Origin of the sequence: Devosia limi DSM 17137 (assembly GCF_900128975.1) — a bacterium.
GTDB classification, from domain to species: domain Bacteria; phylum Pseudomonadota; class Alphaproteobacteria; order Rhizobiales; family Devosiaceae; genus Devosia; species Devosia limi.
This window is the reverse complement of sequence record NZ_FQVC01000010.1, coordinates 22,278-39,220: the sequence shown is the minus strand read 5'-3', so window position 1 is coordinate 39,220 and position 16,943 is coordinate 22,278. Positions and strand designations below refer to the sequence as shown.

The following is a 16,943-nucleotide window of genomic DNA, read 5'->3' as shown; positions in this document are numbered from 1 at the left end:
CTGCGCTCATAAGGACGCAGCTAAGAGCGCCGCAGAATGCACATGACGGTTATTTCGGGCCCTGAACGCCGGCGTCGCTGGACCGCGACGGAGCGGGAAGAGATCGTGTTGGCGTCGTTTGCGCCGGGCGCGGTGGTTGCCGAGGTCGCGCGGCAGTTCGATGTGTCGACCAGCTTGATCTACCAATGGCGCCGCAGCGCCCAGCAGTCCGAGGCGATGTTTGTGCCTGCCGTAGCAACCGAGGACGAAGGTCCTGTGGCGGCGGCTGTGTCCGGAGATGTCCTTTCGGATAGTCCGGCGATCCGTCTGGAGCTGGCCGGAGGGACGACGGTGAGAATTGCCGCGACGGCGCCCGCTCGGTTGGTCATGGCGGTGCTGCGGGCATTGCGATGATCCCGGTTCGCTCCGATGTCCGCGTCTGGCTGGCCAGCGGCCATACCGATATGCGCAAGGGGATGGGCGGGTTGGCGCGCCTGATCCAGGAAGGGCTGGGGCGGGACCCGTTTGCCGGGGACGTATTCGTGTTTCGAGGACGCAGCGGGTCGCTGATCAAGGCGCTCTGGCACGACGGCATCGGTCTGTCGCTTTACGCCAAGCGCCTTGAGCGGGGGCGCTTCATATGGCCGTCCACTGTCGACGGCGTGGTGCATCTGAGTGGCGGGCAGATGGGCTATTTGCTCGAAGGGATCGACTGGCGCAACCCGCAGCAGAGCTGGCGTCCGACGCGGGCCGGATAGTTCATATTTCGTCGGCTGACGAAGCATTTTCTACTTCACGCCGCGGGACGGCTATGATTCCATCATGGTCATGCAAGCCAGCGTTTCGCCCATGCCCGACGACGTGGAAGCCCTCAAGGCGGCGCTGGCGGCTGCGCGGATCGAAGTTGCAGAAGCCAAGGCCGAGGCAGCAACGGTCCGGGCCGAGAGGTCTGACGACCAGGTGCTGATCGCCCATCTCAAGTTGCAGATCGAGAAGCTCAAGCATCAGCTTTTCGGCAGCAAGTCTGAGCGCAGCAGCCGTCTTCTGGATCAACTCGAGCTCCAACTCGAGGAGTTGGAGGCCACAGCCAGTCAGGACGAGGCGATAGCCCAGATTGCGGCCCGCAAGGTCGCCGATGCCCCCGGCTTTGAACGCCGCCGGCCATCACGCCAGCCTTTCCCAGAGCATCTGCCACGTGAGCGCCGTGTCATTGCGGCGCCCTGCGCCTGTCCAGCCTGCGGGGGAACCCGGCTGAGCCGGATCGGTGATGACGTCACCGAGGCGCTCGAGGTGATCCCGCGCCAGTGGAAGGTCATCCAGACGGTGCGTGAGAAGGTCGCCTGCCGGGACTGCGAGAAGATCAGCCAGCCCCCGGCGCCGTTCCATGTGGTGGCGCGCGGCTGGGCCGGTCCAAGTTTGCTGGCGATGATGCTGTTCGAGAAGTACGGGCAACATCAGCCGCTCAACCGGCAGGTCGAGCGCTATGGCCGTGAAAGCGTGCCGCTGAGCCTGTCGACCCTTGCCGACCAGGTGGGTGCAGCCGCGGCCGTGCTCGCACCCTTGCACCATCGGCTTGCCGCCCATGTCATGAGGGCCGAACGGCTGCACGGGGACGATACCACCGTGCCGGTGCTGGCCCGGGGCAAGACGGCAACGGGCCGGATCTGGACCTATGTCCGGGATGATCGACGGTTTGGGGGGCAGCCCCGCCGGCGGCGCTGTTCTACTATTCGCCCAACCGCGCCGGTGAGCATCCAAGGCAGCACCTGGCCGACTGGTCCGGGATACTGCAGGCCGATGCCTATGGTGGCTATGCCCGGCTCTATGACGCTGGCCGCCAACCCGCGCCGATCATTGAGGCCGGTTGCTGGAGCCATGCGCGCCGCGCCTTCTTCGTGCTGGCCGATCTTGAAGCGAGCGCCCGGCGCAAGGCCGACGGCAAGAAGACCGCGCCGATCTCGCCGTTTGCCCTCGAAATCGTGCAGCGCATGGATCGCCTGTTCGAGGTTGAACGCGCCATCAACGGTCAGTCATCGCAGGACCGCCTCGCGGCACGCCAGGAGTGCAGCGCTCCCGTGGTGGCTGAGCTCGAAGCCCTTCTGCTCAAGTACCGTCCCGGCTTGTCGCGGCACGACGATCTGGCCAAGGCCATGGACTATATGCTCAAGCGCTGGCCGGTATTCACCCGGTTCCTCGAGGATGGGCGCGTGTGCCTGACCAACAATGCCGCCGAGCGGGCCCTGCGCGGCATCGCGCTCGGCCGCAAGGCCTGGCTATTCGCCGGCTCCGATCGCGGTGGGCAGCGGGCTGCCTTCATGTACAGCCTCATCGTCACAGCCAAGCTCAACGATGTCGATCCGCAGGCCTGGCTCGCCGATGTCCTGGCCCGCATCGCCGATCACCCCAGCCACCAACTCGACGACCTGTTACCGTGGAACTGGGCGGCTCAGCACCAGGGCAGGAAGACCGCGTGACCAGCGATCGCATTGCCCGGCTCCATATCCAGCTCGACGATGTAGAGCCCGCCATCTGGCGACGGGTCGAAGTGCCCCTGACCAGCACTCTCAAGGCCGTTCACGATGTTATCCAGGCCGCCATGCTGTTTGAGGACTATCATCTCTTCCAGTTCGAGATCGGCCACCGCCGCTATGGCTATCCCGATCCCGACTGGGGCGATGAGATGCGCGACGCCCGCTACATCCGGCTCAGCGCCATCCTCGCCCGCGGCGAGACCCGCTTCACCTACACCTATGATTTTGGCGACGACTGGCGCCACACCGTCGTGGTCGAGGAGGTTGTCGCTGCAGACCCGATGGTCGACTATCCACGCTTTGTCGATGGCGGCCGTCGCGCTCCGCCGGAAGATGTCGGCGGCCTCCCGGGCTTTGAAGACTTCCTCGACGCCATGGCAGCCCCGAAACATCCTGAGCACGACAGCGTCATGACCTGGTATGGACGCCTCTTCGAACCGGGCGATATGGGCTTGAGCGCAATCAACGAGCGCCTTACCAAACTCGCCAGGCGCAGGGCCCAGGGTAAGGCGGCATTCGAGAAAAGCCGCAACCGCATCAACTGAACGGCGCGACACTCACACCGTGGTGCTCACCGGATGCTTACGCTAATTTCGCAATCTCGGCTTCCCGAGCTGGCGCATGTTTGGCTTCCACGCTGAAAGCCGCGGGATGGGGTGCGACCGCCCCAGCGGTGCCACAACTGACGGCCTATCAGTTTTTTGCGCGCGTCCTCGATCACGCACGCTGTTGCGTGTTTCTTCAGCTTTGCGATCGCGCTAAGAGAGCATCAGGACATTTAGTTCGTCTTCATCGCAGACTGTGGGAGCGTGCGTAACATGACAATGAACAGCGAACTTTCTGCGGTTTTGGCTCATGTCGATGACAATCTCGACGAAGGGCTGGAGCGGCTCAAGGCGCTGCTGCGCATCAAGTCGATTTCGACCGATCCAGCCTATGCGCCGGAGTGCCGGCGGGCCGCAAACTGGCTGTCGGAGCAGTTGCAGGATCTGGGTTTCGAAGCCGCTCCCCGCCAGACGCCGGGGCATCCGGTCGTCGTGGCCCATAGCCCCGACCAAGTCGGGCCCCATGTGCTGTTCTATGCCCATTACGACGTCCAACCGGTCGATCCGCTGTCACAATGGCATTCCGATCCGTTTGAGCCCGTGGTGCAGACGGACGCCAAGGGGAACCGGATCATCATCGCGCGCGGTGCCTCGGACGACAAAGGTCAGATGATGACATTCATCGAAGCCTGCCGCGCCTGGAAAACGGTCACGGGCACCCTGCCGGTTCGCGTGTCGATGCTCCTCGAAGGCGAGGAAGAAAGCGGCGGTCCCAGCCTGCCCGACTTCCTGACGACGCATCGGGACGAGCTGTCGGCGGCCGATATTGCCCTGGTTTGCGATACCCGCATGTGGGACGCAGCAACGCCATCGGTCATCACCATGCTACGCGGTCTCGTTGCTGAAGAGATCGAGATCACCTGTGCCAGAAAAGACCTGCATTCAGGCATGTTCGGCAATGCTGCGCGCAATCCGAACCAGATTCTAGCACAGATCATTGCTAGCCTGCGCACTGCCGATGGCAGCGTAGCGATCCCCGACTTTTATGACGATGTGGCCGAAATCAGCCCCGAACTGAAGGCGCAATGGGCCGGTCTGGGATTTGACGAGGGCGCGTTCCTGGGCACGGCGGGCCTGTCTGTCCCGGCCGGCGAGACAGGACGGACCATACTGGAAACGCTCTGGGCCAGACCGACCTGCGAGATCAATGGGATGACCGGGGGCTATACCGGCGACGGATTCAAGACCGTAATACCGGCCACCGCCTGCGCCAAGATTTCGTTCCGGCTGGTCTCCAACATGGACCCGGAGAAGATCCGTCAGGCCTTTCGCCGGCATGTCGAAGCGCAGCTTCCGCCCGACTGCACCATTCGCTTCACCGGCCATGGCGGCTCGCCAGCCATTACCGTCCCGAGCGACGGCGCGGCTCTGCAAAAAGCCATTAGCGCCCTGACCGAAGAATGGGGCAAGCGCGCCGTGATTACCGGCTCCGGAGGCTCCATCCCTGTGGTCGGTGAATTCAAGCGGGTGCTGGACCTGGACACCTTTCTGATCGGGTTCGCCCGCATCGACAACAAGGTGCATTCTCCCAACGAGAAATATGACGTCGAGAGCTTCTACAAGGGCACGCGGTCCTGGGTCCGCATCCTCGCTGCGCTTGCAGACTGAGTAGCCGGAAGCGCCTAGCGGCGCTCCCCCAATGTGCTGATCTCGCCGATTGACACTGGCTTCAGCGGCGCACGGATATTGTAATAGTCCGAGGGGCGCGGCGCCGTGCCGCGCGTATCGGCGATGATCTGGGCGACTGTATCGCCGCAGAGCCGCCCCTGGCACGGTCCCATCCCACAGCGCAATGCCGCTTTCATCTGATTGGGCCCCAGGCCTTGCGTGGCCAGCTGGCGCACTGCGCCCGCCGTCACGTTTTCACAGCGGCAGACCACGATGTCATCGCCCGGCGTCTTGATTTCGGCACGCGGCGGGTAGAGCCGATCGAGCAAGGGCCGCGCCGTCATATGCGCCTCAAGCGCGCGCATCTCGGCGGAGGCCAGCCGGTCGCGTCTTGCACTGTCGATACGCCCCAGATCATGCAGCGCACCGACGGCCGCAAGGCCCCCCTGATGCTCCGCGCCACGCGCGCCGACAATCCCCGCCGCATCTCCTGCCACCCGGATTCCGGCATGGCTGGTCGCGCCCCAAGTGTCCGTGACGGGGTGGAAGGCATGCTGCCTGTCGTCCCAGGTATGCTCACACCCCAGCATGCGGGTGGCGTTCACCATCGGAACCACCCCTTCATGCAAGGCGACAATGCCTGCCTTGAGCCGATGCTTCCGTTTGCCGGACCGGAACTGCACTTCGCTGACCCGATTCTCACCGAGGATCTGCAAATCCTCCACGCCGCGATAGGTTGGGACACCACTCTGACGCAGCGCCCGCATCAGCTTGACTCCCTTGCTCAGATAACCCGGCCCGGCACCGGTCAGGGCCCTGGGAAGCGCGCCGATTGCACCGAACATGTGCCGGGCCTTGGCGGTATCGAGTAAAGCAGCAATCGGGACTCCAGCGGCGAGGCACTGCGTGGCCAGGAGATAAAACAGCGGCCCAGAACCGGCAAGAATCACCGGTTGGTCCGCCACAAGCCCGCTGCTCTTGAGCAGAATTTGCAGCGCCCCGGCGGTGACAACGCCGGGCAGCGTCCACCCGGCAACGGGCACGGCGCGCTCCATGGCTCCGGTGGCGAGGATCAACTGCGATGCCTGCAAGGTTTCCGCGACACCACCCCGGCTGACGAACAGCTCGAGTTTCGGCGTGACATGCCAAAGGCTGGTTTCGGGTCGATAGCTTGCCGCACTGGAGCGAAAACGGCGCACCAGATCCGCGCCATACACATAATCCTCCCCCAGGATATGCGCCTTGGCACTGCCCGCCTGCAGGCGCTCGATGCCCCGATAGATCTGGCCGCCAGGCTCGGGCTGTTCATCGACCAGCAAGACGCTGGTCTTCTGTTCAGCCAGCAGGGTTGCAGCGGCAAGCCCGGCCGGGCCTGCACCAATGACCACGACGTCCCAGTGTGGATTGGTCACGGGATCAGTCATTTCGGCCTCCTTCCGGGATGATGACCTGCATGCCCGATTTCACCGCGGTGAGACATGCCTGCCGCCCGGCGCGACCATCGATGGTGACGAGGCATTCAAAGCAAACACCCATCATGCAATAGGGGCCACGCGGCTTGTCGGCGCTGGGTGAAATACGAAACTGCATCTCGCCTGCCGCGAGGAGCGCTGCGGCGACAGTGTCGCCCATTCGCGCCACCACTTTGCGGTCATTGACGGTAAATTCGATCGTCTGGTCGGAGGCAGCGCTATCCTGCGTCAGTCGCGTGAACATGGCTCGCTCCCTAGTGTTCGGACCCGCCCGCATGGCCCTGCCAGTCGCCGAAGCGACCAGCGGCGAATGCGTCGAGCGCGGGTGGCAGTGTGCCCGACAGCAGCGCCGGGGCCACGGTCAGTGCATGGATGCCCGCAAGGGTCACCCCGCTATGAGCCGTGGCGGCAAAGGCACCAGGATATTGTTCCGACTGCTGGTAGATCGGAAAGCCGTCGGGCGTCATGACGCGCAGACAGGCCCAGCTGCGCACCAGGTCGAGATCGGCGATCCGCGGGAATATGCGCACGGCGCGCTGGGCAATATTGGCCAGTTGCGGCACGCCGATGGACTTGTTGAAGCCAACATTTTCCTGTGTCGAGCCAAGCAGGATCGTGCCCTCAGGCATCTGCCGCACCGAACTGGCAGGTAGATCCAAAAGTCGCGTGGTTCGCGCTGTGATCATCAATTGACCGCGTTGCGGAAACACCGCCAGATCGAGCCCGACCTGATGGCCCAGTTCGCGGCTGCCCAGACCCGCCGCCAGCAGCAGCTTATCTGCCAGGATTTTATGGTCGCCGGCGACAACCGTAAAGCTACCGCCCGAGAGTTGGATCTGCTTGACCGACGTGCCCGCAAGGATGCTCACGCCGCTCCGCGCAAGCGCAACGCGCAGTGCCTGAAGCAGCGTCAGCGGATTGACCGCGCCATCGCGCCGGCAGAAGGTTGCGCCATAAACCTCCGGTCCCAGATCCGGCATGGATCGCCGCAATTCTGCTGCGGCGATGAATTCGATCGCGAAGTCATCTTTGGCTGCAGCGAGAGGCGCCAACTGTGCCATGCGCTTTTCGGCTTCTGCCTCGGACAGCATGAAATGCAGGCCACCATTCTGCTGGAAGCCGATATCGACGCCGCTGATGTCGGCCAGCGCCTGCGCAAATTCGGGCCATTGGTTCACCGCAGCGCGTGTCCACGCTGCATAGGCAGGAGAATTGATGCCCTTGCCCTGCGTCCAGAGCAGGCCGAAATTGCCGACCGAGGCTCGGTAGGCGTCGTCCTCACCGTCGATGACGGTCACCTTGGCCCCGGTGCGCGCAGCACCCCACGCCATGGCAGTGCCGATCAGTCCTCCGCCGATGACCAGCAGGTCACAACTGGTGGCCATGAGGTTTCCTCTTTTGTTTTGAGCTGTTTGAATGCGTCATGCTTCGGCCTGCTGTTTTCGCCGCAGCCATGGCAGCGCCAGAGGAGACAGCAGCACCACGGCGCTCATCCGGGCCAGATGCATCACCGAGACGTAGGCAACTTCCTGTCCCATAGCGAGCGCAAGCAGGCTCATTTCCGTCAGCCCGCCGGGAGAATAGGCCAGGAAGGCATGCGTCATTCTCGTTCCCGTGACGCTTTGGACGATGAAGGCGAACAGCACGGTGATCGCCAGCATGATCAGCGACGCCCCTAGTCCAAGCAGCATGTCGGTTCCGACCTGGCGTATGCGCGAGCCGATGAAGCGCGAACCGATCACGGTTCCCAGCACCACCTGCGCGGCAAGGACCAGCGCATCGGGTGGTGCGACCACGACCAGACCGCTGACATGGGCGGCGGCACTCAGCAACATGGGCCCGATGATCAGCGCGGCGGGTAGCCGGATGAGCTTTCCGAGCGGCGCGCCGATCAGGGCGCAACTGCCCAGGATCAGCCAGTCCTGCAGGGTCAGGTGCTGAAGTTGCCTGTCTGGTGTCGCCCCGGTTGGTACCCCGAGCACCAAACCGAAAAACAGCACCCCCAACAAAACCACCGCCAGCAGGCGGGTGGCATGGGCCATCGCAATGCGTTTCTCGTCACCACCAGCATTGCCGCCTTGCAGGATGCTCTCATTGATGCCGCCCAGCATCGAGCTGAAAAACGCCGTGACCGGGTCATATCGGCCGACACGCCGATAGAACAGGTAACAGGCCAATGAGGTGACGATGCCGAAAGGCAGAAGTAGCAGGAGCGTGGTCGTCCACTGCCCGATTGCCGAGAGGGTCGAAGCATCTATGCCCGAGCCGAGCATGACACCGAGTATGGGCAGAAAGATCGTTCGCAGGCGCATTGGAGACGTCAGGGGTGCCCCTGCGATAGCAGCAACGGTGGTGCCGATCATCGGCCCCAGCATCCATGGCAAGGGCAGGCCGGTCGCAGCGGCAACGAGTCCGGAAGCAACGCCTATGACCAGAGCCAATGTGGCGCGCAGGAAGAGTTGCAACTGGGACGCCGCGCCCGCCTCAACCAATTCTCAGCCTGCCCAGACGGTTTGCTGCGCCTGCACCAGAGCCGTGACGACCGAGGCAGCGACAACAGCCGTGGCACCCTGCGTCGGCGACAGGTTGGGGCTGCTGCTCATCATATAGAGGCCGACCGTGCTCTCGATATGGATGTTGAAATAGCGTCGTGCGCCAGGCTTGCGATCAAAGAACTTGAGCGTGGTGGCGTCGAACCCGGTGCCGGCAATTGCGGCAGCGGCGACGACATTGACCCCATGCAGCGTGGCTACCGCTTCACGGGTGCTGCCTTCAAAATTGGGGGCGCCATCGGACGCGCCATCGGTAATGGCCTCGAAGCGAATTTTCGCATTCGGATCACGCGCGGCGATGGCAGCGGCGTCCAGCCCGGCAACAGCCCCACCCACAAGACGGAGACGATGTCCCGAACGCTTGCCCGCGGCTTCAACCGCAGCGGCAAAATCGCGATCGGCAAGTGCCATGGCACTGATCGACCAGATGTCCGTCACCGCAATGGCGGCGACGCCGTGCTCCGTTAGCGCAGCCGGGCCCGCGGCTTCGATGATGAGATCCGGTCTGGTTGCCAGAAACGCTTCGCGGTCGGTGGTAAGCAGCGGCTCAAGATCGCTGCGCTCCACAATGCGTCGCGCCAGCACAGCACTGACTTCGCAGGCGCCCGCTTCACCGCTGCGAATGCTCGCCATGATGGCTTGAGCGATGCGACCGGCCCCGATGATGCCGATGCGGGTGACGCCGTTTCTGGACTGTAATGCTGCGGGCATGGCGTTTACCTGTACCGGCGGGGACTAAGACCGGCATGGAACCAGTCGAGCATGGTGATGACGTCGTACACCGGGATGCCGAATTCGCGTTCGACGGCCGCCGAGTAAGGCGACAGGTTGGTGCACTCAAACACCAGCGCGCCGATATTGGGGCTCTCGGTGAGGAAGGTGCGCACCGTGTCTAGCACTTCGGCTTCCTGCCGGGCAAAATCGATTCTGGGGTTGCCGCTGACCAGGTTTGCCCGGAAGTAGCCCTCAAGCGACATGCCGGCGATCGGACCATTGAAGTCGACGCCCACCCCCGCGAAATGCTCCGGCGTCAGGGCAGGCTTCTTGGCGGTCACCACGCCGACCTGCTTGTTGGAGGGCAGCATGCGCTGCAGCATGGGGATCTGCAAAAGGCTGGAACTCGCCACCGGCACCGGGCTGCGTGCGGTCAGGTGCGGCTGCATGATCGCGAGGAAGCCGCAACTGGTCGAAATGCCATCGACGCCGCGCGCTACCAAGTCGTCCATAGCCCGATAGAACACCTGTAGAGTTTCACCATCAGGCGTCAGGTCGGCCCCCAGCGAGATGCCGCTGACAACTGAATACTGCACGGGAAAGCGGAAAGTTTCCGCATTGCCGATATCGCCGACGAAACGCTGGAACCGGGTGTCGAGAATGATGATGCCGAGCTTGGCGCCGTAAATGGGTCGTCCGCGATGGGGTGGACGAGATGCGATATCTTTCATGCTGCGAACCTGTGTGAAATCTACCCAGCTGTTGCGGGGTCCAGATGAAATGTCAATAAAATCCAGGCGGGATTTATTGTAGGTGGGTAGGCGGCTTTGCATCAACCGCCTGCCTATGCTGCATGCTATTCACGGACGCTGAAGCAGACCGAGCCCAGCGTTTCGAACTGCGCTTCGACATGGTCGCCAACCGACAGCTCCACGGCTGCCGTGGCCGAGCCGGCCAGCACGATGTCCCCCGGCTGCAGCGGTTCACCATTCTCGGCCGCAAGGCGGATAGCCGCTACCAGCGCCCGGGACGGATTGCCCAATATGGATGCGCTAGAACCGATCTGCTTTGGACGGCCGTTGATGTTGAGGACGATCCCCAGATTGGTCACGTCCGTATCGGGTGGATGCCAGTCGCCAATGACGAAACCGGCTGCCGAGGTGTTATCGGCCACCACATCGCCGGCATCGAACTTGAAGTTCGCATAGCGGCTGTCGATCACCTCCATGGCGCAGGCAATTCCCGCCACGCCATTGATCGCTTCGAGCGGGGAGATATTGCCGGCAAGCTCATGTTTGATCAGGTAGGCGATTTCAGGCTCGACGCGCGGATGGACATAGTGCGCCATCGAGATGCTGCCGCCTTCCTGCATCCGCATGGTTTCGGTCAGGTGGCCCCAGATCAGGTCGTCGAGCCCCATCTGCACCTGCTTGGCGCGGCTGGTGAAGCCCATCTTTATGCCGACGCGCCTGTCTCCACGGGCATAGCGACGCTGCATGGAGAGCGCCTGCACGGCATAGCCGTCGGCAACGCTGAGAGGGCTATGCTCGGAGAACTGGGGAATTGCATTGGCGTTCAGCGCGGCGTCATCGACGATCGCTGCTAGTCTTTCCAGGTCGGTCATGCCGTTTCCTCTCTCAACTTTATCATGTCGAGCGCCACGTCCACGATCATGTCTTCCTGTCCGCCGACCATGCCGCGCTTGCCCAGCTCGATGAGGATGGCTCGTGTATCGAGCCCATAAAGCGCCGCCGCCTTTTCTGCGTGCCGCAGGAAGGATGAGTAGACCCCGGCATAGCCCAGCGTCAGCGTCTCGCGGTCGACCCGAACCGGGCGGTCCTGCAAGGGACGGACGAGAGTTTCAGCAGCATCCTGCAGCTTGAACAGGTCGCAGCCGTGCTCGAAGCCATAGACGTTGGCCACGGCGATGAAGGCCTCCAGCGGGCAGTTGCCGGCGCCGGCCCCCATGCCGGCCAACGACGCGTCCACACGGATTGCCCCGTTCTGCACCGCGACTACGGTGTTGGCGACCGATAGCGAGAGGTTCTCGTGCATATGCACGCCGCGCTGGGTTGCGGGTTTGAGAGCCTGGTTATAGGCGGCAAACCGCGCTTCCACGCCCGCCATGGTCAGTGCGCCGCCGGAATCGGTCACATAGACGCAATCGGCACCATAGGACTCCATCTTGGCGGCTTCGGCAGCGAGGCGCTCGGGCGTATTCATATGCGACATCATCAGGAAGCCGGACACGTCCAGCCCCATCTCCTTAGCCGCCCGAATATGCTGGGCGCTGACATCTGCTTCCGTGCAATGGGTGGCGATGCGCACCGATTTCACGCCGTTATCACGCGCGCGCTTGAGATCTTCTACCGTGCCGATGCCGGGCAGCAGCAGCGTGGTCAAGCGAGCATTCTTGCAGACCTTTGCCGCTTCGCGGACCCAGGCTGTGTCGGTATGTGCGCCGAAGCCGTAGTTGAAGGTGGAGCCGGAAAGCCCGTCGCCATGCGCAACCTCGATGGCGTCGACACCCGCCTCATCAAGCGCCTGGGCGATGTCGCGCACCTGACCCAGATCATATTGATGGCGCACGGCATGCATGCCGTCGCGCAGTGTGACATCCTGAACATAAAGTCTGGCCATCACGCAGCCCTCCACCAGTTGCGTATCTCCACCAGTCGTTCGGCAGTCCTCATGGCTGCCGAGGTCATGATGTCGAGATTGCCGGCATAGGCTGGCAGGTAGTGTGCGGCGCCCTCGACCTCGAGGAACACCGAGACCTTGATGCCGGCGAAGCTGCCACCCATTTCGGGGATGAGCAGCGGGGCGTTTGAGCCGATATGCTCGAACTGCACATGCTGTTTCAGCCGATAGCCGGGGACATAGGCCTGCACGTCGCGCACCATCTGCTCGACGGAGGCGCGAATGGCCTCCACATCTGCCGTTTCGCAGAAGCAGAACACCGTATCGCGCATGATCATCGGCGGTTCCGCCGGGTTGAGGATGATGATCGCCTTGCCACGCTTGGCGCCGCCCACCTGCTCGATGGCCTGCGCGGTGGTGTGGGTAAACTCATCGATATTGGCGCGGGTGCCCGGGCCCGCCGATTTCGAGCTGATCGAAGCGACGATTTCGGCATAGCGCACCGGGCTCACCCGGTTCACCGCCGCGACGATCGGAATCGTAGCCTGCCCCCCGCAGGTCACCATGTTGACATTGCCTGCCTCGAGATGGCTATCGAGGTTGACCGCCGGGATGGTGAAGGGACCGATGGCAGCGGGGGTGAGGTCAATCACCTGCTTGCCATCGGCCCGCAGGGCCTCGTTATGGGCCCTATGCGCGCCGGCGCTAGTCGCATCGAACACCACCCGGATTTCCGGATAGACGGCGAGTTGGCGCAAGCCCTCAAGACCTTCATGGGTCGTTGCCACACCCAGCCGCAGCGCACGGGCCAGGCCATCGCTTGCCGCGTCGATCCCCACGAATGCGCCCATTTCCAGGATATCGGAATTGCGCATGATCTTGATCATCAGATCGGTGCCGATATTGCCGGACCCGATAATCGCACATTTGATTTTGGTCATGATTTTGCTTCTGTTCCGAAACTTACGGTGACCGAGCCCAGCCGATTGATCCGGGCCTCGAACACATCGCCCGGCGTGGCGGGGACCATTGGGCCGAGAGCACCCGAAAGCACGACATCGCCCGGTCCAAGCGGACGGCCGGCCTTTGCCATGACGCGAGCCAGCCACAGGGTGGCATTCAGGGGGCTGCCAAGGCACGCAGCCCCCGCACCCACCGAAACCGGCTCGTTGTTGCGCAGCATCACCATGCCGCAGAGGCGCGGGTCGAAATCGGCGAGCTGACGGGGCGTCTGCCCCAGCACATAGAGGCCGCTCGAGGCATTATCCGCCACGGTATCGGCGATCCGGATATCCCAGTTGCGGACCCGGCTTCCCACCACTTCAATCGACGGCAAAGCAAAGCCAATAGAAAGGATGAGATCGGCCATCGTCAGATGCGGACCGGTCAGGGGCGCGGAAATAACAAAGGCCACTTCGGCTTCCACCTTGGGCTGGTGCACCCGCCCAAAGGCGATCTCTTCGCCGGACTGCACTTCCATATCGGCAAACAGGATTCCGTAGTCGGGTTGATCGACACCCAATTGGGCCTGCACGGCCTTGGCCGTCAGGCCGATCTTGCGGCCCGATATCTTGCGTCCCTGGTCCTGCCAACGGCGGGTATTGATTTCCTGCACCTGATAGGCGGCGTCCACGTCGCTGGCGCCGATACAGTCGCGGACGGGGTCGACGACCCCCCCGGTCTGCCAAGCCTGCCAGAGCCGATCTGCGGCTTCCTGATAATTTGCGTCTGACACGATGGCCACCTTCTAAAATTCGCGCGGTCGTTAGCGCGCCGCAATGATGATGATTTCGATCAGCAGGTCGGGGCGGGCCAGCTTCACCTCGCCGCATGAGCGGGCAGGCGGATTTTCGGGGTCGATCCAGGCGTCCCAGACTTCGTTCATGGCTTTGAAGTTGGTCATATCTCTCAGCCAGATGGTGGCGCTGAGGATCTTGCTCTTGTCGCTGCCGGCGAGCGCCAGAACATGGTCGATATTGGCCAGGCATCCCTTGGTCTGGTGGGTGATGTCGCCATTGGTGTCCGAGGCCACCTGGCCTGCCGGGTAGATCGTATCGCCATGGATGACGACGCGGCTGCGGCGATGGTTGGGCTCGATACGGGTAATGGTGCTCATGACTTGGTCCTGATCAAAGAATTGGATGGAATTGGCGCTAGGTGCGGCTGGCCCGGTGCTGGTTCAGCACGTCGAGCCCCGCCGCGAGGTCCGCAATAAGGTCGGTTGTGTCCTCAAGCCCGATATGCAGTCGGAAGGTCGGTGCAGCGTCGATGGAACTCACTGGCAGGCGTGTTATGGAGCCCGTGGTGGGCAGCACGAGGCTTTCAAATCCGCCCCAGGATGCGCCGATGCCAAACAATTGGAGGGCATCGATAAAGGCCACCATGTCGGCATAGTCATAGCTGGCATCCAGCACGACCGAGAACAGCGAGCAGGCACCAGTGAAGTCGCGCTTCCACAAATCGTGACCGGGGGCACCCGGCAAAGCGGGATGCAGCACCAGGGTGACTTCGGGGCGATCGCGCAGCCACTCAGCAACCTCGATGCCGGCCCGCATGTGTTCCGCCATGCGAATGCGCAGCGTGCGCAGTCCGCGCAGGGCAAGCCAACAGTCATCGGGGCTCGCATACTGTCCCAGAGTGACCGCCGTGTTGCGCAGGCGCTGCCAGTTTTCGTCGCTATTGGTGGTGATCGCCCCCAGCATCAGGTCGGAATGACCGCCGACATATTTCGTCCCGGCCTGGATCGAACAATCGACCCCATGCTCAAAGGGCTTGAAGTGCGAGAAGCCCCAGGTGTTATCCATCAGCACCTTGGCACCGACATCGCGAGCGACTCGCGACAGCATGGCGATGTCCTGGACTTCCATTGTGTGGCTGCCCGGGCTCTCGGCGTAGATGACCACGGTATTGTCCTGCACCAGCGCGCGCAGTCCCGCTTCGTCGATGGCGGGCGGATAGTAGGTTACGGCCATGCCGCAATCCTTGCCGATCGTGGCTAGGAAAGTGCGGGTCGGGCCATAGACGCTGTCCGGCATCAGGCAGTGCTGGCCGCCCTTGATAAAGGTGAACAGCACCGTGGTAACGGCGGCCAGCCCGGTCGAGACCAGCTGGCAACGGCTGCCCCCCTCGATCTCGGCAATGCTGTCTTCGAGATGGAAGTGGGTGGAACTGCCCTTCAGCCCATAGGTCAGAACCTGGTCATAGGGACGCTGACGAACAGCGTCCCGCGCAGCGATGGAGGGAAACAACACGCTCGAACCACGCTCCAGCGGCGGGTTTACGAAGGTCTGTTCGTCGGATTTGACGCGTCCCATCTGCACGAGGCGCGTGCCAAATCCATACTTTGCGTCGGTGTTGCTCACGGTAGTATCCTCGGTATCAGGGTCAGCGGCCGGCTTCGTAAGCCTCGCGATTTGGGCGCACGCCCATACCGCTCATCAACCTGTTGCTGAGGTTGAAATAGGCCGTGATGCCGATGACGTAGAATATGTCCTGCTCGGTGACGCCGGCAGCACGCATAGGCTCGAGGTCCTTGTCATCGACGAGGTTCGGATGTGCGGTCAGCTTGTAGGCATAGTCCGCCAGGGCGCGCTCGCGCGCTGTCAGCGCGGCGTGGCGATAGTTTGCTTCAACCACGGCGGTCCATACCGGATCGCCGGTAATCGCGCGCAGGCGAGCCGCATGGCTGAAAATGCAGGAGACGCAGTTATTGGTGACGCTGGCGACAAGCGCGATCAGCTCGCGCTCCTTGGCCGACAATGTGCCCGAGGTCTGGTTCATCAGCGAACGACTAAGACCTTCGAGCGCAATCACCACATCGGGTGTGCCGGACATCGCGCGCTGCGAGTTGCGGACATAGCCGATGCGTTCGCGCGTAGCGTCGAACACCGTCTGCAGCGTTGGCGTCGGCTCGGCTGGCGCAAGCTTGAGCCAGGTCAATGCTGTGCCCGTATCGGATGAGTTGTGGTCTGGCATACATATTCTCCCTTTAGCGTCAGGCTCGCGCATTTTTGTCCTGAGACGCGCCGCCTGCCTATTTTTTGTCAGATAAGCTATTGCGGCTTCTGCGTATCCCAATGGATCGCAGTGAAATTCAATTGAAATCCGGAGCGCCGATGATTATCTGTCGACGCACATGAAAAGTTATTTCGGAGCCGCTTGATGAAGAACCCCGCCACCGGAGGTCAGACCCTCTCGGAAAGCACCTATCAGGCGTTGTCATTGATGATCCTCCAGCGTGAACTGCCCGGCGGAAAGGTGATCGAAGAGCGGCCCCTGTCGGAAATTCTCGACATCTCCCGCACGCCGCTGCGCATCGCACTCAGCCGCCTGCACGGGGAGGGCATGCTCGAGCGGTTGTCCAACGGGCTCTACATGGTGCCCTCGCCCTCGATCGAAGAATACCTCGATCTGCTGCAGTTGCGTCGCCTGCTGGAAGGCGAGGCCTGTGCATGTGCTGCCGGCCGCATGGCGCCCGAAGTCATGGCCGATCTCAAAGGACGCATCGAAGCCATGGCCGACCGCGAAGAGGCCGATCTGCCGGTCTATTTCGTGCTCGACGAAGACCTGCATATGGCCATCGCCAAGGCCAGCGGCAACGCTGCCCTGGAACAGACCATTGCCACGGTCCGTCGCCGCGTCCGCATGTGCAACGTCAACCGCTACCCCGGTCGGTTCCGCGAAAACTGCAAGGAACATCTCGAAATCCTGCAGGCCATCGCCGATGGCGACGGTGCCGCAGCTCGCGACGCGCTCAACCATCACCTCAACCATGTCTGGGCCGGTTTCGTCGACAATCTCTCCCGCCGCTGAGCGGGCGAGATCGACTTCAGGCCAGTTGTC

The 16,943-nt window shown here is 62.7% G+C and carries 19 protein-coding genes; 6 read left to right on the top strand and 13 right to left on the bottom strand.

The genetic code is table 11. The features are described 5' to 3' along the window. Positions 1 to 36 precede the first annotated feature (36 nt). The 5 genes from tnpA (at position 37) to BUA69_RS15270 (ending at position 4,723) form a co-directional block, all read left to right on the top strand. Positions 37 to 393, top strand: a complete 357-nt coding sequence (gene tnpA, locus BUA69_RS15290) for an IS66-like element accessory protein TnpA (RefSeq protein ID WP_046135297.1) — start codon at positions 37 to 39, stop codon at positions 391 to 393. Further along, entirely contained in the window at positions 390 to 737 is a 348-nt protein-coding gene (gene tnpB, locus BUA69_RS15285) for an IS66 family insertion sequence element accessory protein TnpB (RefSeq protein ID WP_046135298.1), read from the top strand. Before tnpA ends, tnpB begins: the two co-directional genes overlap by 4 nt. A gap of 70 nt (positions 738 to 807) precedes the next feature. After that, positions 808 to 2,453 (top strand): IS66 family transposase gene (tnpC, locus tag BUA69_RS15280; protein ID WP_201777456.1). Its coding sequence is split into 2 segments (ribosomal slippage): positions 808 to 1,681 and positions 1,681 to 2,453, totalling 1,647 coding nucleotides; the frame shifts between segments, so codons are not numbered across the junction. Continuing rightward, on the top strand, positions 2,450 to 3,055 hold the full coding sequence (locus BUA69_RS15275; protein WP_046135299.1) for a plasmid pRiA4b ORF-3 family protein: 606 nt from the start codon (positions 2,450 to 2,452) through the stop codon (positions 3,053 to 3,055). Before tnpC ends, BUA69_RS15275 begins: the two co-directional genes overlap by 4 nt. A gap of 279 nt (positions 3,056 to 3,334) precedes the next feature. Continuing rightward, complete coding sequence (locus BUA69_RS15270; protein ID WP_082093829.1) at positions 3,335 to 4,723, top strand: M20/M25/M40 family metallo-hydrolase; 1,389 nt, start codon at positions 3,335 to 3,337, stop codon at positions 4,721 to 4,723. A gap of 14 nt (positions 4,724 to 4,737) precedes the next feature. On the opposite strand, the gene BUA69_RS15265 is transcribed toward BUA69_RS15270, so the two are convergent. The 13 genes from BUA69_RS15265 to BUA69_RS15205 form a co-directional block, all read right to left on the bottom strand. Beyond that, entirely contained in the window at positions 4,738 to 6,147 is a 1,410-nt protein-coding gene (locus BUA69_RS15265; protein ID WP_046135301.1) for an FAD/NAD(P)-dependent oxidoreductase, read from the bottom strand. Beyond that, positions 6,140 to 6,439, bottom strand: a complete 300-nt coding sequence (locus BUA69_RS15260) for a (2Fe-2S)-binding protein (RefSeq protein ID WP_046135302.1) — start codon at positions 6,437 to 6,439, stop codon at positions 6,140 to 6,142. The genes BUA69_RS15265 and BUA69_RS15260 overlap by 8 nt, the downstream gene beginning before the upstream one ends. Positions 6,440 to 6,449: 10 nt before the next feature. Continuing rightward, a complete protein-coding gene (locus BUA69_RS15255) occupies positions 6,450 to 7,580 on the bottom strand; it encodes an NAD(P)/FAD-dependent oxidoreductase (protein WP_046135303.1) in 1,131 nt (376 codons plus the stop codon). 36 nt (positions 7,581 to 7,616) lie between these two features. Then, positions 7,617 to 8,660, bottom strand: coding sequence for an AbrB family transcriptional regulator (locus tag BUA69_RS15250; protein ID WP_046135304.1), 1,044 nt, complete (start codon positions 8,658 to 8,660; stop codon positions 7,617 to 7,619). Between the two features lie 30 nt (positions 8,661 to 8,690). Continuing rightward, positions 8,691 to 9,458, bottom strand: coding sequence for an aspartate dehydrogenase domain-containing protein (locus BUA69_RS15245; RefSeq protein ID WP_046135305.1), 768 nt, complete (start codon positions 9,456 to 9,458; stop codon positions 8,691 to 8,693). Between the two features lie 5 nt (positions 9,459 to 9,463). Then, positions 9,464 to 10,192 carry an aspartate/glutamate racemase family protein gene (locus BUA69_RS15240; protein ID WP_046135306.1) on the bottom strand — a complete coding sequence of 243 codons (729 nt, stop codon included), beginning with the start codon at positions 10,190 to 10,192 and terminating at the stop codon, positions 9,464 to 9,466. A gap of 125 nt (positions 10,193 to 10,317) precedes the next feature. Next, positions 10,318 to 11,085 (bottom strand): 2-keto-4-pentenoate hydratase, encoded by a 768-nt coding sequence (locus BUA69_RS15235; RefSeq protein ID WP_046135307.1) that lies wholly within the window; start codon positions 11,083 to 11,085, stop codon positions 10,318 to 10,320. Beyond that, positions 11,082 to 12,101 carry a 4-hydroxy-2-oxovalerate aldolase gene (gene dmpG / locus BUA69_RS15230; protein ID WP_046135308.1) on the bottom strand — a complete coding sequence of 340 codons (1,020 nt, stop codon included), beginning with the start codon at positions 12,099 to 12,101 and terminating at the stop codon, positions 11,082 to 11,084. Before dmpG ends, BUA69_RS15235 begins: the two co-directional genes overlap by 4 nt. Next, complete coding sequence (locus tag BUA69_RS15225) at positions 12,101 to 13,042, bottom strand: acetaldehyde dehydrogenase (acetylating) (protein ID WP_046135309.1); 942 nt, start codon at positions 13,040 to 13,042, stop codon at positions 12,101 to 12,103. Before BUA69_RS15225 ends, dmpG begins: the two co-directional genes overlap by 1 nt. Then, positions 13,039 to 13,836, bottom strand: a complete 798-nt coding sequence (locus BUA69_RS15220) for a 2-keto-4-pentenoate hydratase (protein WP_244468752.1) — start codon at positions 13,834 to 13,836, stop codon at positions 13,039 to 13,041. Before BUA69_RS15220 ends, BUA69_RS15225 begins: the two co-directional genes overlap by 4 nt. A 30-nt stretch (positions 13,837 to 13,866) precedes the next feature. Then, complete coding sequence (locus BUA69_RS15215; protein ID WP_046135310.1) at positions 13,867 to 14,217, bottom strand: RidA family protein; 351 nt, start codon at positions 14,215 to 14,217, stop codon at positions 13,867 to 13,869. A gap of 37 nt (positions 14,218 to 14,254) precedes the next feature. Next, positions 14,255 to 15,463 carry a cystathionine beta-lyase gene (gene metC / locus BUA69_RS15210; RefSeq protein ID WP_052950552.1) on the bottom strand — a complete coding sequence of 403 codons (1,209 nt, stop codon included), beginning with the start codon at positions 15,461 to 15,463 and terminating at the stop codon, positions 14,255 to 14,257. Positions 15,464 to 15,485: 22 nt separating this feature from the next. Next, a complete protein-coding gene (locus BUA69_RS15205) occupies positions 15,486 to 16,076 on the bottom strand; it encodes a peroxidase-related enzyme (RefSeq protein ID WP_046135311.1) in 591 nt (196 codons plus the stop codon). A 186-nt stretch (positions 16,077 to 16,262) separates the two neighbouring features. Between BUA69_RS15205 and BUA69_RS15200 the strand changes: the two genes are divergently transcribed. After that, positions 16,263 to 16,913, top strand: a complete 651-nt coding sequence (locus BUA69_RS15200; RefSeq protein ID WP_046135312.1) for a GntR family transcriptional regulator — start codon at positions 16,263 to 16,265, stop codon at positions 16,911 to 16,913. The last annotated feature ends 30 nt before the right edge of the window (positions 16,914 to 16,943 follow it).